The following is a 26591-nucleotide window of genomic DNA, read 5'->3' on the forward strand; positions in this document are numbered from 1 at the left end:
CTTCAAGGTAACCGGCCCGCTTGCATGATCTTCAAGCGGGCCGAATTATTTGCGACACAAAGTTGATATCCGATTACACTCTTGAATCTTCGGCGATCTCGGGAGCCCATTGCACATTCTTCGATCGCGCGACAACGACGAGAAGCGCCCCTGCGACAACTGAGCCAAGGGCTGCAACCTGCGCGTTGCTCATGCCCCAGTAGAGCCTTGGGTTGATGCGTACGAACTCCACCAGAAAACGTCCGATACCGCTCAGGACGAGGTACTCGCCGGTGAGCACGCCTATCGGCAGATGCTTTTTGCCACGCTGCCAGAGCCACCATGCAAGAACTACAGCAAACAGGAACTCGTAGACAGGTGTCGGTTGCACCAGATCTGGCGTAGGCACCAGAGCGTCCGGCCTCATGTGCACACCCCACGGCAGCGTGGTCTTGATGCCGTAATCGCCATCTCCGGAGAGCAGGCAGCCGATTCGACCCACGCCATAACCGATGGCCGCGGCGGGAGCAGCAAGGTCGAGCATACGAATGGGACCGACTCTTTCGCCGAGCGTCCCTTCAAGCGCCCCCTTGAATCGGGCCGTTCGTCCCTGCCACATCAGCATGGCGATCCCGGCGAGCATACCGCCAAACCAGGCGAATCCTGCCTGAAACCAATGCAGGAAGCCCATCAGCACATCCAGCGGATGGCTCCAGCCGGGAGCGGCGATCTGACGCAGGGACGCTCGCAACTCGCCCAGGCTCTGCAGTTCGTGCCAGGTTTTGGCGCCGATCACTCCGGCGATGACGACAAAGGCTACGATGCTGAGCGCGTCGGCGTCGACGCCGTTGCGTATGAAGTTTTTGTGGAGCACGATGGTTGCCACTACGGCAGCCAGCCACAGCAGCAACCCGAATGTTCCCAGGTGTACCGGGCCTAGATCGATATACGGATACATAATCCTCGCTTACTCATAAAAGTATAGGCGAGGCTTGGCCCGAAGGCCGTCTTCGCGTTAACCTGCCTTTATGCCATCCAGCACAGCCCCCGCACCGACCGCCTTTTTCCCTTCGCCCGAAACCATGGATGTTCTGTTCTCGAAAGAAGAGATCGCCGCTCGCACGAAGGAGATCGGCACACAGATATCAAAGGATTACGAAGGCCAGTCCGTCGTGCTGATCGGCGTACTCAAGGGCGCTGCCATCTTCCTCTCGGACCTTGCACGCGCCATCAAGGTCGATAACACCTTCGACTTCGTTGCCGTCTCGAGCTATGGCCGCGCGCGTGTCTCTTCCGGCGCAGTCAAGCTGATCAAGGACATCGACAACCCCATTGAGGGCAAGCACGTGATCATCGTCGAGGACATTCTCGACACCGGCCTGACGCTGAATTATCTGCGCGGCCTGATGCTGCAGCACAAGCCGGCGTCGCTGAAGATCGCGACGTGCCTCGATAAGCCGGAGCGCCGGCTGGTGCCGATCGAAGCGGATTACGTCGCCTTCAAGATTCCCAACCGCTTCGTGATTGGCTATGGCATGGACTATGCCGAGCGTTATCGCGGCGTGGAAGATATTCGGATCTTCCCGGAAGACGCGGCACACTAAGCAGTCGCGTCCATCTCCCCTGGGCCCGCGTATCCAGCAAATACTGAGCACTCAAGGAGACTCACGTGACCCGCCAAATCTCGTTTCTCGTCACGCTCTTGTTTCTGACGCCTGCGCTGACGAGTTCGCAGCAGCCGCAGGGCGTTACGATCCCGGTGACGTGCAGCGTCTCACACGATGTTCCGAATCCGAAGCGTCAGCCGGGGCCGCACGACCCGAAGTCCGTCTCCGAAGCCGAGGCGCTGCGGATGGATGAAGACGGCCGTAAACAGGCTGGCTTCCTCTCGATGCCGGAGCCGGAGAATTTCGGCATCGTGCGTTATCGCATCGCCGAGTATGCGAGCTGCAAGGATGCAGCGCACTGCTACTGGATCGATCTGCAGGCTCAGCTCGATCGCGCGAAGGCAGAGCTGAAACGTCTGGCGGCGACTCGCAAGCGGGATGAAAAGCTGGCGATGGTGCTGGACATCGATGAGACGAGCATGTCGTCGTATTGCGAGCTGCAACGCGAGGGCTTCGGCTTCAATGCCATGCAATATAACCAGTGGCTGGTTTCGCCGGATGCTTCGATTGCGATTCCGGGAACACTGGAGCTTTACAACGAGGCGCTGGCCAACAAGATCGCTGTGTTCTTCATCACGGGCCGTTCGCATGAGCAGTACGAGGCAACGGCGCGTAATTTGAAGCTCGCGGGATACGACAACTGGAAGGGTCTGATCCTTCGCGATGAAGAGGAACGGACGCTGGATACGACGTGGTACAAGTCGCATGAGCGGCAGAAGATTGTGGACCAGCATTACCGCATCGTTCTGAGCGTCGGCGATCAGTGGAGCGACCTGAATGGGAGTCCTGCGGCAGAGGTCAGCGTGAAGCTGCCCAATCCGTTCTACTTCCTGCCGTGACCCCCTCCCCCTCCCCTCAGTCTCCACAAATTGCCTCGATTCAATACTTTATGCGTTTTGCACAAGGTAAAATATTGAATTCATTCGAGTTAGCATCAAAAATCTTGATTCTAAAAGAGAACGCCCCGATCCTGGCTGGACGGGGCATTTTTCCGGCTTTTTTCGCCTACTTCTTAAGTCTAGCAAAACCGGAAGGGTAAACCGGCACTTTTAAATCAGTTTATTCCCTTTGGATTGTGGTGGTTAGCATTTCAGGGGGCTTGACAAGATTGAACTCGTGCGCGAGAAGCTCATAGCTGCGGAGGCGTTTTGCCTGATCCCAGACGATGGTGTTGACGATCAGCTCGTTGATGCCGAGTTGGGAGGCCATGTCTTCAAGCTGGTTGCGCACATGCGATGGCGAACCGACGAAGTAGCGAGGCCACTCGCCCTCTTCCATGGGGACATCGGCGTAGGCGTGCAGCTCGCGAAGGGCGTCCTCCGGAGCTGCGATGGGGCGTCGGTCGCCGAGCCGGATGCGGCGCTGCAGGAGCCGGACGCTGGAGGCGAGGTACTCTGCCTCTTCGTCAGTTTCAGCGCAGATGACGCCGACGGCGACGGTAGCCTCGGGCTGAGGCAGACGGATGCCGGGGCGGAAGTGGCGGATGTAGGTTTCGATGGCTTCGCGGGTTTTGACGGGCGAGAAGAAATGCGCGAAGGCATAGGGCAGGCCAAACTCGACGGCTGCGGCGGAGCTCCACATGCTGGAGCCAAGCATCCAGACCTCGGGCCCCGCGTAGTGGCCGTTCTGCACGGGGGCGGGCATGGCCTTGACCCGGCTGAAGGGGTGATTCTCGGGAAAATCTTCTTCCAAGAAGGCGAGCAGCTCCGTGACCTGCTCGGGGAAGTCATCTTCCATGGGCGCCTTGCGGCTGCGGCGCAGCGCGATGGTCTCCGACGGGCCGCCTCCAGGAGCACGGCCCAGCCCAAGATCGACGCGACCGGGATAGAGGCCATAGAGGGTGCGGAAGACTTCGGCCACCTTGAGGGGCGTGTAATGCGGCAGCATGATTCCGCCGGAGCCGATGCGGATGCGGGAGGTCTCGGCACCGATGCGCGCGAGCAGAATCTCGGGCGCAGTGCAGGCGAGGGTGTCCATGGAGTGATGCTCGGACATCCAGAAGCGCGTGTAGCCAAGGTTGTCGACGAGGCGAGCCAGGGCAATGGAGTTTTGCAATGCGTCGGCGGGCGCAAAACCTGCCGGTACAGGCGACTGGTCGAGGACAGACAGCCGCAATTCTCGCTTTGGTGCGGTCATAGATATCAGATGCGGAGGGACGCTTCGACGAATCTCAAACGATGTACTTCTTTCCAGGTTGTGCGTCAAAGCATTGATGCGCTGGCCCTTGAGGTATCCACAGCCCGGCTGCGGCCAGACAGCCCTTTCGTTCGTATGATAGAAACAGACCGGCGTAAAGAACACGCCGCCTGAAGGAGAATGATGAGCACCCTGTCACCGACTGCATCTGAGATCTTCGACGCCAAAGCCTTTACCGCTCATGCATTCTCTTCTCCTAAAAATCTTGCTGCCGTGCTGGACCATACGCTGCTGAAGCCGGATGCTACGCGGACGCAGGTGCTGCAGATCTGCCATGAAGCGGCTGACCACGGTTTTGCGTGCGCCATGGTGAATCCGACGTGGGTGCAGCTCGCAGTGGAGGCGCTGAAGGGGACGGGGGTTCCGGTTGGCGTCGTCATCGGTTTCCCACTTGGAGCGACGCTTTCGGCCTCGAAGCGGGATGAGACGGCGCGGGTGCTGAAGTATGGCGCGCACGACGTGGACATGGTGCTGAACATCGGCCTGCTGAAGAGCGCGACGACTGCCGACTATGAAGCCGTGAAGCAGGACATTCGCGGCGTGGTGGAGTTGGCACACGGCGCGGGCGCGATTGTGAAGGTGATTCTGGAGACATGCCTGCTGACTTATGAAGAAAAGCTGCGGGCCTCGGAGCTGGCGCTTTCGGCTGGGGCGGACTTTCTGAAGACTTCGACCGGGTTTTCGACCGGCGGTGCAACGGTGGACGACATTGCGTTGCTGCGCAGCGTTGCCGGGAACCGCGCGGGCGTGAAGGCTTCGGGAGGCGTGCGATCGCTGGCCGATGCCACAGCGATGCTGGGGGCGGGCGCGACGCGCATAGGAGCAAGCGCGAGCGTGAAGATCGTGAACGAGCTTGCCGGCGTGGACCAGTCTGCTGCAGCGGCTGCGGCAGGCTATTAGATAGAAGCGGTCGCATCGTTTGCCTGCGCGGGGCGGGCGGCGATGAACCTGAACTGACATATCCCTGGTAGAAAACCTGAAGTCCCACAGCCTCGTCAGTAGTATCATCGGCTCTTCGTATGTCTACGGACTCCAAGCTCACCGCAGCGGAACAGAAACAGGCCGCGGCGGACAATAAAACGGCAGACAATCAGCCCGCAGCGACAAGCAAACAGCGTCGCACGAGTGCGGCTGCCGTCGCGGCGCAGGCGTCAGGCCAGGCGAGCCACACCTTTGAGGGGGACTACCGACCGAGCGGCGAGGAGACTGTAGCACCGCAGGCACCGAATATCCGCGTAGAGCCAGTGCATCAGGTTGAGTTTCTTCACACCCTGGCGGATGCGCTGAATGCAACGCTGGACCTGAACACGCTCATGCATCGGGTAGCCGACCTGGTGCGCGCGGTGATCGACTATCGCATCTTCGCGATCCTGTTGCTGAACGACCGCACGCAGGAGCTATGGATGCGCTTCCAGATCGGGCATACACCGGAGATCGAACGCACACGTGTGAAGATGGGCCATGGGATCGTAGGGCAAGCTGCGCTGCAGCGACGGTCGATCCTGGTGGAAGACGTCTCGAAGAACGAGCACTATATTGCGGCCAATCCGAATGTGCGGTCGGAGCTGGCGGTGCCGCTGATTGTGAAGAACCGTGTGATCGGCGTGCTGGATATCGAGTCGGAGACAACGGACTTCTTCACCAAGGAGCACATGCGTCTGCTGGAGCTGGTGGCTTCGCGTGTGTCGGTGGCCGTGGAAAATGCGCGGTTGTATACGCGTGTGTCGCGGCAGGCGCAGACGCTGACGGTGCTCAACGAGATCTCGCGCGAGATTACGAGCATTCTCGATCTGGATGATCTGCTGGAGCGCATTGGACACCTGCTGAAGCGGGTAATCGACTTCCAGATGTTTACGATTCTGCTGTGGAACGAACGGACGCAGCAGTTCGAGCATCGGTTCAGCTCACGCTATGGCGAGAGAGTGACGCGGGAGAGAACGGTCTCGCTGGGCGAAGGAATTATCGGTACTGCGGCGCAACTTCGCGAGCCGATTCTGGCTCCGGATGTGCGGAAGGATGCGCGGTATGTGGCGGCAAACCCGGAGACGCGGTCGGAGCTTTCGGTGCCGCTGATCTATAAGGGCAAGGTCATCGGCGTCATCGACCTTGAGCACACGAGGGTGAACTACTACAACGAAGACCACCAGCGGACGCTGACGACGCTGGCGGCACAGGTGGCTATCTCGATTGCGAATGCGCGGCTGTATCAGCGCATCCACGAGGAAGAACAGCGGATGGAGCGCGATCTGGACATGGCGCGCAAGGTACAACTGCGGCTGATGCCGCCGAGTCCTCCTCCGCTGGATCATGCAGAGTTTGCGGCACGGTTTTATGCGGCTCGCTCGATCGGCGGCGATCTTTACGACTTTCTGGACTATGGGCCAGGGCGTGTTGCGCTGGCAGTCGGCGATGTGAGCGGCAAGGCGGCTCCGGCTGCGTTGTATGCGGCGCTGGTGAGCGGCATCCTGCGGTCACTGGCCTCGCAACAGCTTTCGCCTGCGGCGCTGCTGGGCGAGTTGAACGATCAGCTGCAGGAACGCAAGCTGGATTCGCAGTATGTGACGATGCTGATCGCGCTGTGGGACGATTCGAACCAGACGATCCAGGTGGCGAATGCAGGCTCGGTACAACCGCTGTTTGTTTCGTTCAATTCGAGCGGGTCGCGGACTTCGGTGGATGTAAAGACAATTCAGGCGGAGGGATTTCCGCTTGGGCTGTTCCCTGACGTGGAGTATGAGGAGTTCACGCTCTCGACGCGGCCTGGCGATATGCTGGTCTTCTTCTCGGACGGTCTTCCGGATGCGGAGAATGCGAGTGGAGAGATGTTCGGTACGGAACGGCTGGCGAAGGCGCTCAAATCGCTTCGCCAACCGACGGCCCACACAGCAGCCGAGGCCATTCTGGATGCCGTGACAACGTTTCAGGGTGGGACGGAGCACTTCGACGATGAGACTGTCGTCGTGCTCCGCGTGAAGTAGCGCGCTTACTGGTTGGCAATCTTTGCTTCGACCTGCTTGTAACCTGCGGGGATGTCGAACTTCGAGCCATCGACCGAGGCCTGCGAGAAGCCACTCATCTCGGTGTTCGATTCGACGAGGACTCCCCATGTCTGTCCGTTGGCCTTGTTCGCATTCGGATCAGGCGGAGGCGGATCGGCCTTCTTCTTGCCGAAGCCACCGAATCCACCCAGTCCTCCCAGTTTGCTGGTGATGGCGGAGGCGGCTGAGTCCTTGGCGACCTGGCCTGCGCTGGGCGTCTGTGGCGAGTTCGTTTGCGGAAGCGGCGCTTCAGACGCTGCTGGAAGCGGTGTTCCATCGGTCGTGGTTCCCATGCGCATGACCTGCAACACGGGGATGCCCTTGAGCTTCGAGGTCTCCTTGACCATATCGGCCATGGCCTTCCCTGCTCCAGGCTGCGAGGCCAGCATAGCTGGATTGATCGCTCCACTGAAGACCGTGCCGAGCCTGGTGGCAAAGCGCCGCTGGAAGTCACGGACTTCGTCGTAGCCGGGAACTTCAGGAGCCATCCACATATCGTTGGTGATGGCCATCGAGCCGCTCTGGCCCGTCTTCTTATCCGTGGCGTTCATGGTCATGTTGAGGATTGCCTCATTTGTGCTGACGCCTCCGACATCCTTCGATGCACCTGTGTTACGCACCTTGACGTCGAAGGACAGGTCCGCATCCGATGGAGGCGTGTCTGTTCCAGACTGCTGTTGTTGCTGCTTTGCCCTCGCCTGCGCCTCCTCCAGCTGTTGCTTCATCTGCTGGAAGGTCATGGTGGTGTATTGCTTCTTTGTATGGTCGATCGTCGTGATCGTCTCTTTATCGAGATCAACAATTTCAGTTCGCATCGCGTTGCTGCGGACCATGCGGTTTCCCTTAACCATCACAGTCGAAATGATGGGATCGCCTGCCTGACGCGCCTGACGGCTGAAGACGCCCGCCATTCGCATCAGGCCGACGATGGAGCCGCCGGTAATCTGTGTTGTCTCGGTATAGCTGAAATCGGCATAGAGTGCGCTGGGAACAGCGCACAGAAGAAATGCTGCCAGATATTTACTTTTCATGGATTTGTGCTCCTCATCGGAAAGAGTTCGATGCCGGGCCCCATCTGTTTTGAGTTCGGTGGAAGTGTATCAATGAGGACAGTCGAGCGGTTAGGATAAAGAGTAATGTCTTCTACGATTACTCCGCCCGCTTCAACGACCAGAGTCGTTCGTCCCGCCCGCAGCTTCCAGGGTTCCGTCACTGTTCCCGGCGATAAGTCCATCTCGCACCGCTATGCCATGCTGGCAGGCTTTGCGGAAGGCACCAGCCGGCTTGCGAACTTTTCGACGGGGGCCGATCCGCACTCGACGCTGGGCTGTATGGAGGCGCTGGGCGCGAAGGTTGTGAAGGGACCAGGCACGCAGGTTGAAGTAACGGGAGCGGCAGGCGTCTTTCAGCAGCCGCAGAAGGATCTGGACTGCGGCAACTCCGGCAGCACGATGCGTATGCTGGCCGGTTTGATCGCGCCGCATCCGCACACCTTCACGATGATCGGCGACCACTCGCTGACGATGCGACCGATGGAGCGCATTCGCAAACCACTGGCCGCGATGGGAGCAAAGATCGACCTGGTGGATGGCCATGCTCCGATGACGATTCACGGTGGTCCGCTGAAGGCTATTGATTTTGAGACGCCGATTCCTTCGGCGCAGGTGAAGACGGCTGTCTTGTTCGCGGGACTGCAGGCGGATGGGATAACAAGTCTTTCCGAAGCCGTGCGTACGCGCGATCACTCGGAACATGCGCTCAAAGCGTTTGGCGCGAAACTGACACGCACGGGAGAAAAGCTGAGCATTGCGGGTGGACAAAAGCTGAAAGCGATCGATGCGACGGTACCCGGCGATATCTCTTCGGCGGCGTTCTTTTTGTGCGCAGCGCTTCTCTTCCCCGATTCGAACCTTGTGCTGGATTCGCTGGGCATGAACCCGACGCGCGCTGCGTTGCTGGACGTGATTACGATGCTTGGCGGCAAGATCAAGGTGCTGATGGTCGAGGAGCATCACGGCGAGACGATCGGCACGATCCAGGTAAACCGCGATGACGCGGGCCTGAAGGGCGCTGAGATTTCTGGCGCTCTATCGGCGCAAATCATCGACGAGCTGCCGGTGATTGCTGCAATTGCTCCCTATACACGCGATGGCGTTACGATTCGCGATGCGAAGGAGCTGCGCGTGAAAGAGTCGGATCGCATCGCGCTGGTCGCGAAGAACCTGAAGGCGATGGGTGCCGAGTTCACCGAGTACGAAGATGGGCTTGCCATTCCCGGCAATCAGCAACTGCACGGCGCTGAGATCGATTCGGGCAGCGATCATCGTATTGCGATGGCGTTTGCGATTGCCGCGTTGCGCGCGTCGAGCGAGAACGTGATTCATGGAGCTGAGGCCGCAGCAATCTCGTTCCCGGAATTCTTTACCTTCCTGGATGAGCTGAGCAAGCGATGATCTCAACGTATTCCGCTGCCATCGTCATGACAGAGGTCGTCGCCATGGGAGGCGCGGAGAGAAGCTGTCTTGCACTGGCACGCTGGCTCTACGAGAACGGCATTGAAAGTCATTTTGTCACCTACGAAGACCGCGTTGGCCTCGAACGCTTCGCCTCGCATCCGCTCAGCGTGGTTCAATTACGCCCAAAGATGGAGGCACGTTACAAGGTCGGCGCACTGCGCGAATACTTTGCCACGCGCAAGATGGGGCCGAAGCCGCTGATGTCGGGCTACCAGCCTGCGCTTCATGCCTCGCTGGCCCAGGTACGTGGGTTCCATTGCCTGATGCACGATACGCCGAGCCTGTTCAGCGATGCGGCTGAGGCCAAAAGTCTGAAGCGGCGAGCATCTCGCTGGATCTCCGACAAAGCAACGAGCCGCGGTTTGAAAAGCGGCGGCAAGACGATTGTCACCAGCGAATATCTGAAGGCGGAGACGATGCGTGTCTTCGGAGTGGAAGCCGTCGTCGCTCGCATGGGAGGGCTCGTAAAGAAGGACGGCTTCCGGCTTCGTCCCGTACAGGATCAGCTCCGCATGTTCAGCGTGTCACGCATCGAAGCGAACAAACGTATCGACTGGATGGTACGTGGGCTCGCAGCGATGGAGCAGCGCCCCGTGCCACTCTCTTCGCGCATCGACTGGAGACTCGATATCGCAGGCAAAGGGTCGGAGCTGACGCAGATGCGCGCGCTGGCGGCGCAGCTTGGGCTCGGCGAGCGTATTCACTTCCATGGTTTTGTCAGCGATGAAGAATTGGAGCAGCTCTACGACAAGGCCGATCTTTTTCTGATGCCCGCCGTGCAAGGCTACGGCATTCCAGCCATCGAAGCACTCTCACGCGGAATTCCGGTCATGCTGCATCGTGAATCGGGAGTCAGCGATATTCTGCTCGATACGCCCTGGGCGACCGTTATGCACGGGGGCGAGGAAGCCATCGTGCCGTCTCTTGAGCAAGCTACCGGCCAGGCCATTGAAGGGAAACATTTGCGCGCTCCGCTGCCGAACCTGCCGACCGAAGACTCCTGGGCAGCCGAAGTAACAGAGCTTTGTGGATGGATCTGAGGCAGGAAGCAGCTACATCTTGTAACGGCCCATCTCGTCATCGTTAAGGTTTTCGAGCCAGCGGCGCATCTCTTCGGCGTTGACTGTCTGCGCTCCGCTTGCCGATTGGCGCGAGTTCTCGAGCACCTCACGATTGACATAGATCGGGCAATCCCAACGCAGTGCCAGCGCGATGGCATCCGAAGGACGTGCATCCATAGCGACGGTCTCACCGGCGTGATCCATCCAGATGACGGCGTAGAAGGTATCGTCGCGCAGCTCGGACACGACCACCTTGCGGACCTCAGCATTAAGATTGCGGGCCATGTTCTGCATCAGATCATGCGTCATAGGACGCGGCGTCGCTGTCTTTTCCAGCTCAAGCGCGATGGCGTTGGCCTCGAAGATGCCCACCCAGATCGGCAGGACTGCGTCGCTCGCGACGTCCTTCAGCACGATGATGGGCATGTTGGTAACGGGGTCCATCATCAGGCCGCGAATCTGCATCTCGACCTCGTCGGGGGCATGCGCTACGGCGGGATTGGCCTGAGTCGTCATCGTCAATTCAGTACAACGAAGGGTTGAGCCTGCCGGGTAGCCTCGAAGGGTATCACACCGGGAACGGCTTCTCCGACGAGGCAGTTTGGCATCGTCTTCGTGATCAAAACAGGCAGATAGCTTCCGATGGAAGGCTTCTCGGCTTCGGGAGCGATCGTGAAATTAACTGTCTTGTTCTGCGAAGAGCGCCCGACGATCTGTCCGCGCGCCGGGTTGTAACTCTCCACCATCACCTCAACCTGCTGGCCGAGATGGCGCGCATAGTGCTCACGCTGAATCTCGCGCTGGCGATCATTGAGAATACGCAGGCGCTCGTTCTTCACCTCTTCGGAGATGCTGTCCTCCATCGTGACCGCTGGCGTATTCGGCCGGGGAGAAAATTTGAAAGCAAAGACAGCATCATAGCGAACCGCATTGAGCAGCGTGATGGTCTCTTCGAAGTCGGCGTTCGTCTCGCCGGGAAAGCCGACAATCATGTCGCTGGTGATAGAGATATCTCGCTTGGCTGAGTGAATCCAGCTCATGCGCTCGAGGTACCAGTCACGCGTGTATTCGCGAGACATGGCATGCAGCACAGAAGACGAGCCGGACTGTACGGGCAGGTGAATATGATCGCAGAGGGTCGGCGTCGCGTCGATAACCTCGACGATGTCACGCGTAAAGTCTCGCGGGTGCGAGGTCGTGAAGCGGACACGGCGAATGCCAGGAATGTTACCGACGGCGCTAAGGAGCTCTGCGAAGCTGAGGCGGCCTGAAGGATCGCGCCAGGAGTTCACGTTCTGGCCGAGGAGCTGGATGTCCGTGAAGCCCTGGTCGGCCATGCGGCGTGCCTCGACTAGGACAGAGGCCGAGGTGCGGGAACGCTCTTTGCCGCGTGTGTACGGCACAACGCAGTAGGCACAGAACTTGTCGCAGCCTTCGATGATGGTGATGTAGCCGCGGTGTGGGTTGGAGCGAACGGTAAACTCGGTATCGAAGGTTTCATCCGTCTGCCGGTCATCGAGGCCAGTGATGCGTGTCTCGCCCGCTTCAAGCCGAGTGAGCATCTGCGGCAGATTGCGATACGACGCAGAGCCAGCCACGATGGAAACATACGGAGCGCGTTCGAAGATCCGCTCGCCCTCCTGCTGGGCCACGCAACCAATAACGGCGAATCTCTTGCCTTCTCCCTGCATGCGCTTGTATTCGTTCAGGCGATGGAAGACCTTTTGCTCGGCTTTATCGCGGATCGAACAGGTGTTGTAGAGAATAAGCCCGGCTTCGGCTTCATCGGAGACCTGGATGTAACCCTCGTGCTCCAGCGTACCGATGACTTTTTCCGAGTCATGGTTGTTCATCTGGCAGCCGAAGGTCTCGATGTAAAACGTCTTGCTCACTCCTCCAGTATATCGTCGCGAATCCAAAGATTTCAGGATATTCGCCACCGCTCAGCCTAGCCCCAGCCCATTCGATCGGTTCTCCAGATATAAATTGACGCGGTGCTATGCTATTTCCGCGACGAAAATATCCTGCGGGGCCTGTTGAGTATGCTGAGTCGATCAAGGCTTCTTTGGCTGTCGGGTGTCGGCTATCTTCTTCTATACGCCGTCTGCCTTCTCGCTACCTCGCCTTACAGGATGGCCGTTTCGTATCCTTTCCAGCTGCTTGCGGCATGGTTTGCTTTCGCAGTCTGCCTTCGCAGGGCGACGATCACCCCCACACAAACAAAATTCAACTGGGCCATGGTGTCTGCAGGAATATTCCTATGGGCAACAGGAATCTCATTTGCCGCGTGGGAGGATCTTTCGCAGCATCTTCCCGGAACGACTGCTTATTTATCCGACTTCCTATACCTTCTGTACGGCGTGCCCATTCTGTTGACGATCTCCTCGCCTACGGGAAGCGAAAAGAATGCTGCATTTCTTTCGCTGGATGCGGTGCAGGCTATTTTGACGGTCTGCCTCATTCACGTAAGTCTCTTTTCATCGTTCCCTTTTTTAAATCAGGAACAACATCCGATCCCCGCTGCACTTGTTCTGAAGACCTATAACGCTCAGAACCTGATCCTTGCATGCGGTGCCACATTGCGGCTTATTGCCCAGCGCAGACAAGGAGAGGTCCGACATTTTTACCAGATACTGACTGCCTTTTTATGGAGCTATGCCATCTGCGCAGCTGTGTATAACTACAGGGTCATCTCGGATCTGGCAACACAAGGGCAACCTGGACTATACGACCTGCTGGTCGTCGCACCTTTTCTGCTGCTCGCAGCATGTGCGCTGCTGCCTCCCGTGCAATTCCATGCAAGCCTCGATGCTGCCGGGGAGAGCAGTCTAACTTTGTTTATCGACAATGCGTGTCCCATCTTCTACACGTTGGCCCTGCTGGCTCTTGGGCTTTTCGTCATACGACCGCATCTGTACCTTGGCACATTTTCGATTGCCATTGCGTTTGTTGTTTATGGATTACGTTCTACGTTGCTGCAGACCCGCTATGTACGATCACAGGAGGCTTTGCGAGAAGCCCGCGATCGCCTGGAGGAAATATCACTTACAGACGGTCTAACTCGCGTTGCGAACCGCCGTCGTTTCGATCAGGTTCTTGAGATCGAGTGCGATCGCGCCAGCCGATTAAAGCATCCGCTATCGCTGCTGTTGATCGATGTGGATTACTTCAAACATCTCAACGATCAATATGGCCATCGGCGTGGAGATCAATGTCTGGTTGAAATTGCCGGTGCCCTGCGCGATGCATTGGTTCGTAGTAATGACCTGCTCGCACGGTATGGAGGGGAGGAGTTCGCTGCCATCCTTGCAGATGCCAATTACGAAGGCGCCTATATTGTTGCCAAAAGAATGCAGGCTTCGGTTCGAGAGCTGAAGATTCGCAACGAAACAACGCTGGGAGAGTTTGCAACGATCAGTATTGGAATCGCAACACTGAATGATTCGCACGAATCCGTGGGACCAACCGCTCTGATCGAGGCAGCCGATCGTGCGCTTTACCTGGCGAAACAGCGGGGACGGAATCGCGTGGAGTACCTCTCGATGCAGGCACTGTCGATGCGGATTCAATCCCAAACATAGTGAGGACGTTACTCGGTCTCGGGCGCTGTCTCTGTCCACTCGACGGACTGAACCCAGGGCAACGCCTGTAGATCGGCGGCGATAGCCTTGAGGACTCCGGGGTCGTGAGTGGAGGATTCGACGACTGCCTGAACAATCGAAGCGTTGGAGCCTTCCACCTCCTCGGCGCGTATGCTGCGGAGCACGAGGGTTCGCAGTGCAATAGCACGGGTCAACTCGTACTCGCCCTCGATCTGATGCAGGTGATCGCAGAGCAGGCGGATGCGATAGAGCGTGCGCGTCTCCAACATGGCCAACGAACGCCGATCGATGGCGCGCGAGAGTGGACGCAGAACGGAGTTAATCGCAATAAGAAGGACCGTGACAAAGACGGCATCGAGCATTTCGCCCGCCCCGGCGCAGGCACCGACCGCAGCAGAGCACCAGAGCGTAGCTGCCGTGTTCAGGCCGCGGACATTCGCACCATCCTTCATGATGGCTCCGGCTCCCAGGAAACCCACGCCGGAGACGACATAGGCGATAACTTGCGTGGTGCCGGGAGCGATGGTCAGGCCGAGATCAACAAAAGCCGCGGCTCCGAAGCAGACGAGCGTATTGGTTCTGAGTCCGGCAGCGCGCTGCCGCCACTGGCGTTCGGCACCGATACATGCACCTAAAATGAGGGCCAGCAGAAGGCGGGGAAAAGTAGGCTGATCCACCAAAGCGACCGAATCAGTCCACCACTTGAGCCAGGGGTTCGTCATAGAAGATAGAGCTTCTTCTGGACAATACCGCAGCTACCCGCGCAAGCGAAATAGATAGAACACTGTAACAAAATTTTATTGAAGAGGTTTGGTAGCGCCAACGGGGATCGAACCCGTACTCTCAGCCTTGAAAGGGCCGCGTGTTAACCAGTTACACCATGGCGCCAAAGGCTATCGACGATGGATAGGATTGGTAGCGTTACCGGGGCTCGAACCCGGACTCTTCGCCTTGAGAGGGCGACGTGTTAACCAGTTACACCATAACGCCATGACAGAGAAATAAATCTCCGTTGCGATGAATTGATTATAGCATCAAACCGCTTTGGATGCAGTCCTCTGCCGGATCTCGAATTTCTCGGCGAAACAACGAAAGAAGAAGCCTAAAGCCCGAGCTTCTTGACCTCGTCGTTGTAGTACTTGCGGTAGAGAATGTCCCACTCCTGCGAGCCTTCGAGGATGATCTTGCGCTGGGAGGCGATCTTCTGCCGTGCGGCGGCATCGATCCTTGTCTCTTCGGTCAGCAGCTTTTCAAGCGCCTTGCGGGCCTCCTGACGGATTGTGTTGCGGTCCTCGAGGAAGTCGCACTCAGGAATTTCGGCCAGGGTATCGGCAACCGTGTGGGCCAGCTTGTTCAGTTTGTCGCGTGAGATTCTCACAGCACCGCCTTGTACTTGCGAGCCAGTTCATTCTTCACCTTTTTGAACATCTCCGGATAGCTGGCTCCGGTCTTGCGCATGTCGTCCTGGAAGGCTTCGAGGATGACGCGAACCTCATCATTGATGCGGTCTTCGAGCGAAAGCTCGTCAATCAGGCCTGTCGTCACCCGTTCTTCAACAAGGGCCACCTTGTCGGTCTGGATCATCTTCTGCGCGATGAGATGCTTGACGGTCTGGCGCGCCAGGTACCCTACGTAATCTTTAGAAAAAATCATTGACTTTAGACTGAATATAACACGTCATATTCCGGTTGATCTCGATGAATCACTGGGGTTTGCTACTTCTGCTTGTGCGGGCAGGATTCACTGTTGATGCACTCCGGAGCCAGCCGCAGGCGCTCGACAGGCTGGCCGCCAGCCAGGTGCCGGGTAACGATCTCGCCGACATCTTCCGGCTGCACATTGCCGTACCAGACGGCTTCCGGATAGACCACCACAACCGGGCCATGCTCGCACTGATCGAGGCAGCCGGAGTCGTTGGCACGAACCGTATGCCGGAGTCCCGCCTCCCTGATGGCGTCCTTGAAGATACTCTTCAGCTGCTGGCTTCCCCGCGGGCGGCAGCTGGGACGCACGGCCGAGGCGTCGCGCTCGTTCGTGCAGATAAAGACGTGATGTTCAAAAAGTGGCACAAATCATCCTTTTCCTGCGTATTTTCCATGCCTTAGCCACTATCAAAGCAGAGATGCGACTCAGACGCGTTTCTGCGACAATAGATGTTCGATGCAGCCAGAAAACCTCATTTCGCTCAAAGACGACATGATCGCCTTCGTCGCCGGGCATGGACTTCGCAGGATGACCGCCTATGTCTCCGACGATGTGCCCTCGGTGCTCTTTGAAGAAGACAACCCGGACGGATGGAAGGACTTCGTCGAGCTGGCCAAGGCCTCAGGCGCTCCCTTCCTGACGATGAGCGAAGTTGTGCTGGAAAAGTCGGACATCGCCCTGCTGATTGAGCGCATCCGCGATCAGGTCTACCCTGACGACGAAGCGCCGGAGATCGACGATGCGGAACGGCTCGTCCGCCATGTAGGCAAGATCGGCTACCTGCAGCTTGGCTTCGCGCATCAGGGCGTCATGTTCCTCTTCGAAGTCGCGACGGAGTGGTACGACAGCTTCCAGGACCTGCTCGATACAGTTTCGGACCTCGGCGGCATCGTCGTCGACGACCGCGACAACGACGAGTAGCAAGGGACAGGCGCACTGTGGCCACCACGGCAGTCTCCAGCCACGCGACAACCGAACGCAATTGGATAACGCACGAGACAGATCGTGCTGCGGTCGAGCGTGTGATGGCGCAGGCTGGATGCCCCGAGGGCATCGCGCGGCTGCTGGTAGCGCGTGGATTCATCGAGGAGCAGGCGGTGCGTGCGTTCTTCTCCCCCTCACTCGATGACCTGGACGATCCCCTGCTGATGCTCGGCATGGAGACCGCCGTGAAGCGGATACAGCAGGCGGTCGACGCCTGCGAGCCCATCCTGATCTACGGCGACTACGACGTCGACGGCACCACCGCCACCGTGCTGTTGAAGACCGCCATCGAGCGCATGGCCCCGAAGAACAAGCCCGCCCGGGTGCGTTATCACGTACCGCATCGCATCCGCGAAGGCTACGGCATGCAGACCGGTGTGCTGGCCGATGCGGCAGCCGATGGTGTCAGGGTCGTCATCAGTGTCGATACCGGAATCCGCGCTTTTGCCGCGGCAAAAGAAGCGAAAGTTCTCGGGCTCGATCTGATCGTGACGGACCACCACCTGCCCGACGAGGCACACGGCATTCCCGATGCGCTTGCCGTCATCAATCCCGCGCAGCCAGGGTGTACGTATCCCTTCAAATCGCTGTGCGGCGCTGCGGTTGCCTTCAAGCTCGCGCATGCCATTCTGAAGGCCGCCTGCGAGACGGACAGCGAGCGCGACCAGTTGCAGCGCAGGCTTGTACCCTCTTTCCTGAAACTGGTCGCCATCGCAACCATCGCCGACTCCGTGCCGCTGGAAGGAGAGAATCGCGTCATCGCATCGCTTGGCCTTGCCGAGTTGCGCAACCCCGTACAGACCGGCCTGCGAGCGCTGATGGAAGTTGCACAGATCCCCATCGACCGCCCTCCAACAGCAACCGAGGTCGGCTTTCGCATCGCACCGCGCATCAACGCAGCCGGCCGCATGGACGTCGCCAGCGATGTGGTCGAACTGTTTCTTACACGCGATACAGAGCGTGCCCGCGACCTGGCCGCGAAGCTCAACCGCCTGAACGACGAGCGCAAGGCGACGGAGGCCAGCGCGCTGGAGGCTATCGATGCGCGTCTGACCGAGCTTCAGCTCGCCGACGGAACCTTCCCTGCCCAGTGCTTCGTCATGGATGACGCCGAATGGCATCGCGGTGTACTCGGCATTCTTGCCTCGCGGATCGTCGACCGCACCGGACGGCCCGCGCTTGTGCTCACCCACGAGGATGGCCAGGCGCACGGCTCGGGACGCTCCATCGAGGGATACCACCTGCTCGATGCGCTGACGGACGTACATGCGCAGGACGACGCCGGCCTGTTCACACGCTTCGGAGGTCATGCTCACGCCGTCGGCTTTTCCCTTCCTACAAACCGCGTGCCGCGGCTGCGCGAGTCGATGGAGCAGCACAGCAGTACGCGGCTGGCGGGCGAGATGCTCGCGCCGCCACTGGAATGCGACATCGAGATCGCTCTCAACGAGCTGAACCCCATCTTCCAAAGCTGGCTCGAGCGTTGCGGCCCCTACGGCGTGGGCAATCCGGAGCCTCTGCTCATGACGCGCAAGGTAGAACTTACCGCCGCAGTCCGCGTCATCAAGGAGAAGCATGTCTGCCTCGAGGTCACCTCCGGCGACGCGCGCTTCAGCGCCATGGGCTGGAGCCGCCGCGGCTGCACCTGGGTGGACCGTTGCCAGAACCTTGCATTAGGCCCTGGCTCACGCATCGACATCGCCTATCGCCTGCGCACCAAGACCAATCCGTACTATCCCGGCCTCGAGCTGGAGCTGGCGGCCATACGCCCCGTAGTCGATTAGCGCACCGCCTCGCTGCGTACGGCGCCTGATTCTCCCCCGGAAGTAATTCTTTTGATTCGTCTTGTCTTCGTCATGCGTCTTATATACTGACCATTCGAGCACCCATGCCGACGACCGAGACAAGACGCCTGAATCCCTATGCGCTAACCGGCATCATTCTCGCCGTTGTCGCAGTCGCTATCCTGACCATTCGCATGTTCACGCGCGAGGTCGTCGAGATACGCGCCTCCGCCGTCACCCATCAGAACCTGCTGAGCACAGCCTCTACCAACGGCCGCGTCGAACCCATTGAAGAATTTCAGGCGCATGCGCCTGCCCCGGGAGTCGTCGCAAAGATCTATGTCGAAGTTGGCCAGAAGGTGAAGAAGGGCGATCCGCTGGTCAGGATGGACGACTCCGACGCAGCCGCCCGTGTAGCCACCGCACGCACCGCCGTCGCGACAGCGCAGGCATCGGCGAGCGATCTGTCCAGGGGCGGGTCGCAGGAAGAGCTCAACGCTCTGGCCAGCGATCTGAACCACGCCCAGATGCAGAAGCAGCATGCCGAAACTGCCTTGGCCTCGCTCCAGCAGCTGCAACAGAAGGGTGCGGCATCTCCGGCTGAAGTTGCAGCAGCACAGCAACAGCTGGATGCAGCCAACGCTACGCTGGCCAGCGTGAAGCTCCGCCAGACACAACGCTATAGCTCGACCGACAGAAGCCGCATACAGGCGCAGTTGAACGATGCCCACGCCTCACTGGCAGCCGCCGAGAAGAGCTATTCCAGCGTCAACATCCACTCTCCCCTCTCCGGCTCCGTGTATTCGATTCCCGTTTCGCAGTATGACTTCGTTCCCGCCGGCGAAGACCTGATGGATATCGCCGACCTGACGCGCCTTCGCGTGCGCGCCTACTTCGACGAGCCGGAAATCGGCAAGCTGGCGATCGGTCAGGCCGTAAAGATCGTCTGGGATGCCAAGCCGAATCAGGCATGGCACGGACATATCAGCCAGGCGCCTTCCACCGTCATCACCTACGGCACCCGAAACGTTGGCGAGTGCCTGATCACCGTAGACGACGCACAGGGCGATCTTCTGCCCAATACAAACGTGACCGTCACAGTGACCGTCTCGCAACGCTTCAATGTTCTCAGCATTCCACGTGAGGCTCTCCACACCGAGGGCGCAAGCGATTATGTCTATCGCGTTGTGGAGGGTAAGCTTGTGCGCACCCCGGTCAAGATCGGAGCGTTCAACCTGACGCGCGTGGAGATCATGAGCGGCCTGACCGAGAAAGACATCGTCGCCACCAACGCCACCAGCAACCGCGATCTATCCAACGGACTGAACGTAAAGATCGTCGAATAGCTATGGCCATGTCGGGATCTTCACTCCGCGCATACCTTCCCCTTCTGTTCACGACAGTTCTCGCTGCAGGTTCGCTCCATGCCGATAGCACTGAGGCCGCCTCGCTGTTGAACCAGGGCCGCGTCGACGAAGCAGCAACTATCCTGCAGAAGTCTCTCGCCACGCAGCCGCACGATGCTGCGGCGCACGCGCTCCTGTGCCGCGCCTACTATGCGCAGGATATGGCGAACGCAGCCGTGCCCGAGTGCGAACGTGCCGCCAGCGACAATCCCTCCAACAGCAACTACCAGTTGTGGCTGGGACGCGCCTATGGCCTGAAGGCATCGCAGGCCAACATGATCAGCGCCTTCAGCATTGCAAAAAAAGTCGCCGCGGCCTTTGAGCGTGCCGTTGCACTCGATCCAAACAACGTCGCTGCGATGAGCGACCTCGGCCAGTTCTACGTCAATGCTCCCAGCATCGTCGGCGGCGGTCTGGACAAAGCCCAGGCACTCGCGCCACGCCTGCTGGCCCGGTCGCCCGTCAAAGGACATCGTCTGCTGGCGCAGATCGCGCAGAAGAAAAATGACGCCGCCACGGCCGAAGCAGAGTTCAAGAACGCGATCGCCGCAGGCAAATCTCCTGAAGCGTGGATCGATCTCGCCATCTTCTATCAGCACCACGCGCAAACGGACCAGACCGTCGCCGCCATTCAGAGCAGCATCGACGCCAATCGCACCAAAAATGCAGCCCTGTACGATGCGGCGAGCATTCTCATCGAAATGCACCGCCAGCCGGAGCTTGCTGAACGCTGCCTGCGCGACTATCTCGCCTCTTCCGCAAAGACCGATGACGCTCCTGCATTCAAGGCGCGCATGCTGCTCGGCGACCTGCTCAAACAACGCGGGAATATGCAGGCAGCACAGAACGAGTACGCCGCGGCCCTTGCCCTCGCCTCCAAATATTCACCTGCTCTCAAAGCCACGCAGGGAGCCTGACGTGAAAGGCGATACCATAAACAGGACCAGTACCGCAGGAGTCCCACGAAACGTATGACCTGTCTTCAAAGCCTTCTCGCCGCTGCCACGATCGCCGCGACGATGGCCGTGCCCGCAACCGCTCAGATCTCGCTGACAACCGCGGTCGATCTTGCCCTGAAGAACAGTCCGCGCGTGCTGGCCGCACAGGCCGAGGTCGATAAAGCGCGTTTCGTCCTCAACCAGACCAAGGATGTCTACATCCCCAGCTTCAGCCTGGGCTCAGGTCTGGGATACACCTATGGCTTCCCCTTCGGCGCTCCTTCCCTGTTCAGCGTCAACGCGCAGTCGCTTATCTTCGACCAGTCGCAGAAAAATTACATCCACGCCGCACGCGCTGGACTCGAGGCCGCCAACCACAGCCTCAACGATGTTCGTCAGCAGGTGATGGAAGACGCCGTCTCAACCTACATCGCCCTCGATGCCGATCAGGAGCGCATGAAAGCCGCACAGGAAGAATCAGGCTTTGCCTCCGAGCTGACCCGAATCGTGCAGCAGCGCCTGGATGCAGGTCAGGACTCGAAGATGGAGTTGACGCGCTCTAAACTGACGGCAGCGAACCTTCGTCTGCGGCAGATTCAGCTTGAAGACGATGCCAGCAATCAGCGCGACCATCTCGCCCGTCTCACCGGCCTGCCTGCCGATGGGCTGGCTACCGTTCACGACAGCATCCCGGTGCTCCAGCTGACCGGCAATGCTCCCGTCCCCGACACGCAATTGCCGGAATCGGTACAGGCCGCCTACTCTGCTGCCCACTCCAAGCTGCAGAGCGCTTTTGGCGATATGCGAAAGATGTACCGTCCGCAGATCGGCCTTGGCATGCAATACAGCCGGCTTGCCAGCTTCAATAACTATGCGGACTACTACAAGCCCGGCAGCTTCAACAACTACAACAACATTCAGCTCGGCATGCAGTTCAATCTGCCCATCTTCGACATGACCAAACGCTCCAAGAGTCGTGAATCGATGGCCGACGCGCAGCACAGCATACATCTGGCCGATCAGGCTCGCGATCAGTTCCTCGAAGGCCGTCACAAAATGGGAAACGCGGTCCGCGAGCTGCAGGCACGTGCCGAGGTCGCTCAGCTGGAGCGCGAGCTCGCCCTCAACCAGATCGATGTCGTTCGCGTTCAGCTGCATGGAGGCAGCCCGAACGGCCAACCGGCAACCCCCAAGGAAGAACAGAACGCCCTCATTCAGGAGCGCGCCCGTTATCTGGACTTCCTCGAAGCAGACCTCCAGCTCCGGCAGACAGAAATTAATTTGATGCGCTTTAACGGCGGACTCGAAGATTGGCTAAAATCAGCAGCGCGTACTCAGGCCCCGGATGCATTGAAGCCGGATGCACCGCAGCCGCAATAAGCCGGAGCTCTGCCATGAACTACTGGAAGACCATCCTGACCGCTGTTCTCCTTCTAATCCTCGTGGCCGTAGCAGCCGGTGTCGTCCGCGACTGGCGCGTCGCCGCCGACTTCCCTGCCATTCGCGCCCAATCCTCCGAGGCCGATGTGCTCCAGCTGATGGGCGAGCCAAAGCAAGTACAAAAGTCCTGCTCCGTCTTCGATACCGTCGTCACCCCTGCCTGCGACCACGTTTTTATCTACCGCTCTATCTTTTCTCCGGTCGAAAGTAAGTACTGGCTGGTCTTCTTCGATGAAAACAGCCGGGTTACGGCCACATCGAGCCAGATGGAACCATAGCCGGAAACCCTCATTTCACCTCCCCAATCGCCGTAACTGAATGGTAAAATTGAGGGTACTGACCATGCCGCTTAAGACACTGTTCCTGAACCCGCCCTCCTTCGAAAATTTTGACGGCGGCGCCAGCTCCCGTTGGCCCGCAACTCGCGAGATCGAGTCCTACTGGTACCCCGTCTGGCTCGCTTATCCCGCCGGCATGCTCGAAGGCTCGCGCCTGCTCGATGCTCCGCCGCACCATATTTCGGCCGACGAGACCATCGAGATCGCCAAGGGCTATGAGTTCCTGGTGCTCTTCACCTCGACCGTAGGCTGGTCCGGCGATCACGCTCTCGCTCAGGCTATCAAGAAGGTCAATCCCTCCATCCGGATCGCCTTCGTCGGACCGCCGGTCACCACCGACCCCGACCGCGCCCTGAACGAGTGCAACGTCATCGACTTCGTCTGCCGCCGCGAGTTCGACTTCTCCGTCGTCGAATACGCCAATGGCAAGCCGCTGAACGAGATCCTCGGCATCAGCTACAAGGACGCGAACGGTGTCATCCAGCACAACCCCGACCGCCCGCAGGTTGAGGATCTGGACGCCATGCCCTGGGCCACCAAGATCTACAAGCGCGACATGGACGTCACCCGCTACAACGTGCCGTTCCTCCTGCACCCCTACATCGCGCTCTACTCCACGCGCGGCTGCCCGGCGCAGTGCACCTTCTGCCTCTGGCCGCAGACACTCTCCGGCCACGCCTGGCGCAAGCGCTCTTCCGATGACGTAGCCGCCGAGATGAAGTGGGCCAAGGAGAACTTCCCCGAGGTCAAGGAGTTCTTCTTCGACGACGACACCTTCAACATCCAGAAGGCCCGCACCATCGAGCTCTGCGCCAAGTTGAAGCCCCTCGGCATCACCTGGTCCTGCACCTCGCGCGTCACCACGGACCGCGAAACCCTCAAGGCCATGAAGGACGCCGGCTGCCGCCTGCTGATCGTCGGCTTCGAGTCCGGCGACCCGCAGATCCTCAAGAACATCAAGAAGGGTGCCACCGTCGAGCGCGCTCGCGACTTCGTCAAGGACTGCCACGACCTCGGCCTCGTCATCCACGCCGACTTCATCCTCGGCCTCCCCGGCGAGACCAAGGAGTCGATCCGCAACACCATCAACTTCGCCAAGACGCTCGACTGCGAAACCATTCAGGTCTCTGTCGCCCACGCCTACCCGGGCACCGAGTTCTACGACTTCGCCAAGCGCAACAACTTCATCACCAACGAGAAGATGGAAGATGGCGGCGGCCACCAGATGGCGCACATCGAGTACCCCGGCCTGCCCACCGAGTACGTCATGGAGCAGGTACATCGCTTCTACGACGAGTACTACTTCCGTCCCAAGGCTGCGTTCCGCGTCGTCTGGAAGGCCATCGTCAACCGCGACGTCCCCCGCCTTTATCAGGAAGCCAGAAGCTACATGAAGCTCCGCAAGGAGCGCTACGCCGCAGCCCGCGCCAAGGCCGAAGAAAAGGCCCTCAAGCAGCAGGAATCGGTCAGCATGAACGCGTAAGCATCATTGCATCCATACTTGCAGGCGGCTGGTCACGAAACCGGCCGCCTTTTTCTTGCGATGGAATCACGATCACTGAAGTCGGAACGTCTCAGACATCAAGCATGCTTTGCTCAAAACACCCGCCTTCGCAAACGCATATACTACGTCCGAACCGATCTTCAGCCCGAAAGGATCTTCCATGCGTCTCGTCTCTCGCTCTGTTCTTGCCTCTTCCATCGCGTGTCTTCTCATCACCGGCACCCTCGTCGCTCAGCAGGAGACGCCCGAAACGAACCGCAAAGTCGCCGGCGGAGGCATCAGCGTAAAAGGCTGGCAGGGCAAGATCGACGCCGACGCCGAAAAGGCCGGACAGACCGTCAACGACGCCAAGCTCTCCGAAGAAGGCAAGGTTTTCCACGTCACCACCGGCCCCGCCATCACCTACTGGAACCCGAAGAACATCGCCAAGGGCGACTACACCGTCTCGGCCACCTTCACCGAGCCGAAGTTCATGAACCTCAACACGCACCCGCATCCCTATGGCATCGTCATCGCAGGCAACGGACTCGGCACTGCCGACCAGAGCTACATCTATTGCGCCGCCTACGGTAACGGCAACTTCATCGTGCGCGGCTTCGGCCCCGAAGCCTTCCAGCTCAACGGCCGCCGCGAAGCCAACGACGCCGTCCACAAAGCCGCAGCCGTAGGCCAGCCCGTCACACAGGAGATCGCCATGCAGGTCAAAGGCGACACCGTCTCCTGCATCATCAACGGAACCACGGTAAAAACCTTCCCCAAGTCCGACCTCGTCACCGCAGGCAAACTCAAATCCACTGACGGCGTCTACGGCTTCCGCTTCGCGCACAATACCGACGCAACCGTCAGCAACCTGAAGGTGACAAAGCCCTAAGAAAACTCCCTGCTCTGCATTGCTTGACGTGGTCTCTGCATCCAACAGGCAGAGACCACATGATCTATCACCTCGAACGATCGCTTTTCATCCCCCGGCCCCGCGCCGAGGTCTTCGCGTTTTTCGCAGAGGCGGAGAATCTTGAGCAGATCACTCCTTCTACTCTCAGGTTCAAAATCACCTCGCCCCTGCCGATCGAGATGAAGCCCGGTGCTTTGATCGATTACAGGCTCAGCCTGCATGGCATCCCCTTCCACTGGGGAACGCAGATCACCGTCTTTGAACCAATCTCCACGTTTACTGACGTCCAACTTACCGGGCCGTATCGTCGCTGGGTCCATCGCCACGACTTTGCCGACGCTCCCGGAGGAACGCAGATGCAGGACCATGTCGAATATGAGTTGCCCTTCGGCCCGATAGGCGATCTCGTGCATCGACTCTTCGTGCGCCGCTCCGTCCAGCAGATCTTCGATCATCGCAACGCCACCATACTCAGGATATTCTCCGCCTGATCTCCCGCTTATCCATCACCTGTGCCCTTCCCACTTGATATCCTTGAAGAGCAGATGAAGCACGCCCTAAAACCCTCGCAGTACGCCATCCTCATCACCATCATGCTCACCGCATCCGTAGGAGACACCCTCCTCTCCCGCGGCATGGACCAGGTCGGACAGGTCGATCTCCACCACCTCGGCCTTCTCTGGCACGCTCTCTTCAACCCCTACGTCATCTCCGGCATCGTCCTTCTCATCGGCTTCTTCGCCAGCTACATGACCGCGCTCTCCTGGGCCGACCTCACCTTCGTCATGCCCGCTACAGCCTTCGGTTATGTCGTCGTCGCTCTGCTTTCGCGCTTCTGGCTGCATGAGCATCTCTCCCTCTATCGCTGGGCCGGCATCTTCCTCATCGTCTGCGCCGTCGGCTTCGTCGCAGGAGGCCCCTCGCGCACCGAAGACCCCGCTCCCCACCACGAGCTCGACCTGATGGATTCAGGAGCAGGCCGTTGAAGTCCGCCACCTCCATCCTGCACACCTGGTCCGCCATCGGCGGCGTTGCCGCCCTCGCCATCGCCGGCGAAGTCCTCATCGCCTCCGCCATGCGCGACCTCGGCGATCTCGATAACTACCGCACCGGTCCCGGCCTCAAAGGCTTCCTCGGCCCCATACGGGCCGTCCTCGCCAGCCCCAAGTTCCTCATCGGAGCCGCCTGCATGGCGCTGAACTTCTTCGCCATGCTCTGGGCGCTCTCCATCGTCGACCTCTCCCTCGCCGCCCCCGCCATCGCGTCGCTCACCTACATCGGCAACGCCATCTGCGCCAAACTCGTCCTGGGCGAAAACGTAGACCGCCGCCGCTGGCTCGCTGTCCTCTTCGTGTGCATCGGCGTCATCCTCATCTCCCACTAAGTTCTGGCGTGTCATTCCGAGCGAAGGTTCTGGAGTGTCATTCCGAGCGAAGGCCGTAGGCCGCAGTCGAGGAACCCCCGCATTTCGCCGACTGCGCCACAACCGCCAACCTCTTTCACAAAATGTCATCCTGAACGAGCCACAGGCGAGCCGAAGGG

At 59.3% G+C, this 26591-nt stretch carries 27 protein-coding genes and 2 tRNA genes; 18 read left to right on the top strand and 11 right to left on the bottom strand.

From position 1 onward, the window contains the following. Positions 1-73: 73 nt before the first annotated feature. Positions 74-937 (bottom strand): prolipoprotein diacylglyceryl transferase, encoded by an 864-nt coding sequence (locus KFE13_RS03585; protein ID WP_260705811.1) that lies wholly within the window; start codon positions 935-937, stop codon positions 74-76. A gap of 70 nt (positions 938-1007) precedes the next feature. Here KFE13_RS03585 and hpt point away from each other — a divergent pair, with 70 nt between their 5' ends. Next, the gene (gene hpt / locus KFE13_RS03590; RefSeq protein ID WP_260705812.1) at positions 1008-1583 is read left to right on the top strand and encodes a hypoxanthine phosphoribosyltransferase; all 576 of its coding nucleotides are present in this window, start codon (positions 1008-1010) and stop codon (positions 1581-1583) included. Between the two features lie 65 nt (positions 1584-1648). After that, positions 1649-2485 (top strand): HAD family acid phosphatase, encoded by an 837-nt coding sequence (locus KFE13_RS03595; RefSeq protein WP_260705813.1) that lies wholly within the window; start codon positions 1649-1651, stop codon positions 2483-2485. Positions 2486-2705: 220 nt separating this feature from the next. Here the strand turns inward: KFE13_RS03595 and KFE13_RS03600 are convergent, their stop codons facing one another. Next, positions 2706-3782 (bottom strand): LLM class flavin-dependent oxidoreductase, encoded by a 1077-nt coding sequence (locus KFE13_RS03600; protein ID WP_260705814.1) that lies wholly within the window; start codon positions 3780-3782, stop codon positions 2706-2708. Positions 3783-3962: 180 nt separating this feature from the next. On the opposite strand from KFE13_RS03600, the gene deoC reads away from it, so the two are divergent. After that, positions 3963-4742, top strand: coding sequence for a deoxyribose-phosphate aldolase (deoC, locus tag KFE13_RS03605; protein ID WP_313900679.1), 780 nt, complete (start codon positions 3963-3965; stop codon positions 4740-4742). 119 nt (positions 4743-4861) lie between these two features. Continuing rightward, the gene (locus KFE13_RS03610; protein WP_260705815.1) at positions 4862-6820 is read left to right on the top strand and encodes a SpoIIE family protein phosphatase; all 1959 of its coding nucleotides are present in this window, start codon (positions 4862-4864) and stop codon (positions 6818-6820) included. A 5-nt stretch (positions 6821-6825) separates the two neighbouring features. Here the strand turns inward: KFE13_RS03610 and KFE13_RS03615 are convergent, their stop codons facing one another. Beyond that, positions 6826-7911 carry a hypothetical protein gene (locus tag KFE13_RS03615; protein ID WP_260705816.1) on the bottom strand — a complete coding sequence of 362 codons (1086 nt, stop codon included), beginning with the start codon at positions 7909-7911 and terminating at the stop codon, positions 6826-6828. 105 nt (positions 7912-8016) lie between these two features. Here KFE13_RS03615 and aroA point away from each other — a divergent pair, with 105 nt between their 5' ends. Together aroA and KFE13_RS03625 are read left to right on the top strand one after the other, a co-directional pair. Further along, the gene (aroA, locus tag KFE13_RS03620; protein ID WP_260705817.1) at positions 8017-9333 is read left to right on the top strand and encodes a 3-phosphoshikimate 1-carboxyvinyltransferase; all 1317 of its coding nucleotides are present in this window, start codon (positions 8017-8019) and stop codon (positions 9331-9333) included. Next, the gene (locus tag KFE13_RS03625; protein WP_260705818.1) at positions 9330-10436 is read left to right on the top strand and encodes a glycosyltransferase family 4 protein; all 1107 of its coding nucleotides are present in this window, start codon (positions 9330-9332) and stop codon (positions 10434-10436) included. Before aroA ends, KFE13_RS03625 begins: the two co-directional genes overlap by 4 nt. 12 nt (positions 10437-10448) lie before the next feature. Here the strand turns inward: KFE13_RS03625 and KFE13_RS03630 are convergent, their stop codons facing one another. Further along, the gene (locus KFE13_RS03630) at positions 10449-10973 is read right to left on the bottom strand and encodes a bifunctional nuclease family protein (protein WP_260705819.1); all 525 of its coding nucleotides are present in this window, start codon (positions 10971-10973) and stop codon (positions 10449-10451) included. A 2-nt stretch (positions 10974-10975) separates the two neighbouring features. Beyond that, the gene (gene miaB, locus KFE13_RS03635; RefSeq protein WP_260706900.1) at positions 10976-12310 is read right to left on the bottom strand and encodes a tRNA (N6-isopentenyl adenosine(37)-C2)-methylthiotransferase MiaB; all 1335 of its coding nucleotides are present in this window, start codon (positions 12308-12310) and stop codon (positions 10976-10978) included. A gap of 189 nt (positions 12311-12499) precedes the next feature. Here miaB and KFE13_RS03640 point away from each other — a divergent pair, with 189 nt between their 5' ends. After that, on the top strand, positions 12500-14038 hold the full coding sequence (locus KFE13_RS03640; protein WP_260705820.1) for a GGDEF domain-containing protein: 1539 nt from the start codon (positions 12500-12502) through the stop codon (positions 14036-14038). Between the two features lie 8 nt (positions 14039-14046). Here KFE13_RS03640 and KFE13_RS03645 read toward each other — a convergent pair whose 3' ends face one another. From KFE13_RS03645 to KFE13_RS03670, 6 genes are all read right to left on the bottom strand, one after another. Then, complete coding sequence (locus KFE13_RS03645; protein ID WP_260705821.1) at positions 14047-14781, bottom strand: MgtC/SapB family protein; 735 nt, start codon at positions 14779-14781, stop codon at positions 14047-14049. Positions 14782-14870: 89 nt separating this feature from the next. After that, positions 14871-14947: transfer RNA gene (locus KFE13_RS03650), tRNA-Glu, on the bottom strand. 25 nt (positions 14948-14972) lie between these two features. Next, positions 14973-15049, bottom strand: a tRNA-Glu gene (locus KFE13_RS03655). A 112-nt stretch (positions 15050-15161) separates the two neighbouring features. Beyond that, on the bottom strand, positions 15162-15437 hold the full coding sequence (locus KFE13_RS03660) for a DUF507 family protein (protein ID WP_260705822.1): 276 nt from the start codon (positions 15435-15437) through the stop codon (positions 15162-15164). Beyond that, positions 15434-15712: a DUF507 family protein gene (locus tag KFE13_RS03665; protein WP_260705823.1), complete on the bottom strand. Its 279-nt coding sequence runs from the start codon at positions 15710-15712 to the stop codon at positions 15434-15436. Before KFE13_RS03665 ends, KFE13_RS03660 begins: the two co-directional genes overlap by 4 nt. Positions 15713-15774: 62 nt before the next feature. Next, entirely contained in the window at positions 15775-16128 is a 354-nt protein-coding gene (locus tag KFE13_RS03670) for a (2Fe-2S) ferredoxin domain-containing protein (RefSeq protein WP_260705824.1), read from the bottom strand. Between the two features lie 91 nt (positions 16129-16219). On the opposite strand from KFE13_RS03670, the gene KFE13_RS03675 reads away from it, so the two are divergent. The 11 genes from KFE13_RS03675 (at position 16220) to KFE13_RS03725 (ending at position 26433) form a co-directional block, all read left to right on the top strand. Further along, complete coding sequence (locus KFE13_RS03675) at positions 16220-16684, top strand: hypothetical protein (RefSeq protein ID WP_260705825.1); 465 nt, start codon at positions 16220-16222, stop codon at positions 16682-16684. Positions 16685-16701: 17 nt separating this feature from the next. Beyond that, complete coding sequence (gene recJ, locus KFE13_RS03680) at positions 16702-18531, top strand: single-stranded-DNA-specific exonuclease RecJ (RefSeq protein ID WP_260705826.1); 1830 nt, start codon at positions 16702-16704, stop codon at positions 18529-18531. Between the two features lie 104 nt (positions 18532-18635). Then, entirely contained in the window at positions 18636-19877 is a 1242-nt protein-coding gene (locus KFE13_RS03685; protein ID WP_260705827.1) for an efflux RND transporter periplasmic adaptor subunit, read from the top strand. Between the two features lie 8 nt (positions 19878-19885). Then, positions 19886-20854: a tetratricopeptide repeat protein gene (locus KFE13_RS03690; protein WP_260705828.1), complete on the top strand. Its 969-nt coding sequence runs from the start codon at positions 19886-19888 to the stop codon at positions 20852-20854. A gap of 54 nt (positions 20855-20908) precedes the next feature. Then, positions 20909-22255 carry a TolC family protein gene (locus tag KFE13_RS03695; protein ID WP_260705829.1) on the top strand — a complete coding sequence of 449 codons (1347 nt, stop codon included), beginning with the start codon at positions 20909-20911 and terminating at the stop codon, positions 22253-22255. Between the two features lie 14 nt (positions 22256-22269). Continuing rightward, positions 22270-22593, top strand: coding sequence for a hypothetical protein (locus KFE13_RS03700; RefSeq protein WP_260705830.1), 324 nt, complete (start codon positions 22270-22272; stop codon positions 22591-22593). Positions 22594-22657: 64 nt separating this feature from the next. Next, on the top strand, positions 22658-24136 hold the full coding sequence (gene hpnJ, locus KFE13_RS03705) for a hopanoid biosynthesis associated radical SAM protein HpnJ (protein ID WP_260705831.1): 1479 nt from the start codon (positions 22658-22660) through the stop codon (positions 24134-24136). 181 nt (positions 24137-24317) lie between these two features. Next, on the top strand, positions 24318-25028 hold the full coding sequence (locus KFE13_RS03710; protein ID WP_260705832.1) for a hypothetical protein: 711 nt from the start codon (positions 24318-24320) through the stop codon (positions 25026-25028). Positions 25029-25087: 59 nt separating this feature from the next. Continuing rightward, a complete protein-coding gene (locus KFE13_RS03715; RefSeq protein ID WP_260705833.1) occupies positions 25088-25540 on the top strand; it encodes an SRPBCC family protein in 453 nt (150 codons plus the stop codon). 54 nt (positions 25541-25594) lie between these two features. Next, entirely contained in the window at positions 25595-26035 is a 441-nt protein-coding gene (locus KFE13_RS03720; RefSeq protein ID WP_260705834.1) for an EamA family transporter, read from the top strand. After that, positions 26032-26433: a DMT family transporter gene (locus KFE13_RS03725; RefSeq protein WP_260705835.1), complete on the top strand. Its 402-nt coding sequence runs from the start codon at positions 26032-26034 to the stop codon at positions 26431-26433. The genes KFE13_RS03720 and KFE13_RS03725 overlap by 4 nt, the downstream gene beginning before the upstream one ends. The last annotated feature ends 158 nt before the right edge of the window (positions 26434-26591 follow it).

It is taken from the genome of Edaphobacter flagellatus, from assembly GCF_025264665.1.
Lineage (GTDB): Bacteria > Acidobacteriota > Terriglobia > Terriglobales > Acidobacteriaceae > Edaphobacter > Edaphobacter flagellatus.

Bases quoted from the DNA above. Each gene is read 5' to 3' on its own strand.
- KFE13_RS03585 (WP_260705811.1), bottom strand. From the start codon at position 937: ATGTATCCGTATATCGATCTAGGCCCGGTACACCTGGGAACATTCGGG.
- hpt (WP_260705812.1), top strand. From the start codon at position 1,008: ATGCCATCCAGCACAGCCCCCGCACCGACCGCCTTTTTCCCTTCGCCC.
- KFE13_RS03600 (WP_260705814.1), bottom strand. From the start codon at position 3,782: ATGACCGCACCAAAGCGAGAATTGCGGCTGTCTGTCCTCGACCAGTCG.
- deoC (WP_313900679.1), top strand. From the start codon at position 3,963: ATGATGAGCACCCTGTCACCGACTGCATCTGAGATCTTCGACGCCAAA.
- KFE13_RS03610 (WP_260705815.1), top strand. From the start codon at position 4,862: ATGTCTACGGACTCCAAGCTCACCGCAGCGGAACAGAAACAGGCCGCG.
- KFE13_RS03615 (WP_260705816.1), bottom strand. From the start codon at position 7,911: ATGAAAAGTAAATATCTGGCAGCATTTCTTCTGTGCGCTGTTCCCAGC.
- aroA (WP_260705817.1), top strand. From the start codon at position 8,017: ATGTCTTCTACGATTACTCCGCCCGCTTCAACGACCAGAGTCGTTCGT.
- KFE13_RS03625 (WP_260705818.1), top strand. From the start codon at position 9,330: ATGATCTCAACGTATTCCGCTGCCATCGTCATGACAGAGGTCGTCGCC.
- KFE13_RS03630 (WP_260705819.1), bottom strand. From the start codon at position 10,973: ATGACGACTCAGGCCAATCCCGCCGTAGCGCATGCCCCCGACGAGGTC.
- miaB (WP_260706900.1), bottom strand. From the start codon at position 12,310: ATGAACAACCATGACTCGGAAAAAGTCATCGGTACGCTGGAGCACGAG.
- KFE13_RS03640 (WP_260705820.1), top strand. From the start codon at position 12,500: ATGCTGAGTCGATCAAGGCTTCTTTGGCTGTCGGGTGTCGGCTATCTT.
- KFE13_RS03645 (WP_260705821.1), bottom strand. From the start codon at position 14,781: ATGACGAACCCCTGGCTCAAGTGGTGGACTGATTCGGTCGCTTTGGTG.
- KFE13_RS03665 (WP_260705823.1), bottom strand. From the start codon at position 15,712: ATGATTTTTTCTAAAGATTACGTAGGGTACCTGGCGCGCCAGACCGTC.
- KFE13_RS03675 (WP_260705825.1), top strand. From the start codon at position 16,220: ATGCAGCCAGAAAACCTCATTTCGCTCAAAGACGACATGATCGCCTTC.
- KFE13_RS03685 (WP_260705827.1), top strand. From the start codon at position 18,636: ATGCCGACGACCGAGACAAGACGCCTGAATCCCTATGCGCTAACCGGC.
- KFE13_RS03690 (WP_260705828.1), top strand. From the start codon at position 19,886: ATGTCGGGATCTTCACTCCGCGCATACCTTCCCCTTCTGTTCACGACA.
- KFE13_RS03695 (WP_260705829.1), top strand. From the start codon at position 20,909: ATGACCTGTCTTCAAAGCCTTCTCGCCGCTGCCACGATCGCCGCGACG.
- KFE13_RS03700 (WP_260705830.1), top strand. From the start codon at position 22,270: ATGAACTACTGGAAGACCATCCTGACCGCTGTTCTCCTTCTAATCCTC.
- hpnJ (WP_260705831.1), top strand. From the start codon at position 22,658: ATGCCGCTTAAGACACTGTTCCTGAACCCGCCCTCCTTCGAAAATTTT.
- KFE13_RS03710 (WP_260705832.1), top strand. From the start codon at position 24,318: ATGCGTCTCGTCTCTCGCTCTGTTCTTGCCTCTTCCATCGCGTGTCTT.
- KFE13_RS03715 (WP_260705833.1), top strand. From the start codon at position 25,088: ATGATCTATCACCTCGAACGATCGCTTTTCATCCCCCGGCCCCGCGCC.
- KFE13_RS03720 (WP_260705834.1), top strand. From the start codon at position 25,595: ATGAAGCACGCCCTAAAACCCTCGCAGTACGCCATCCTCATCACCATC.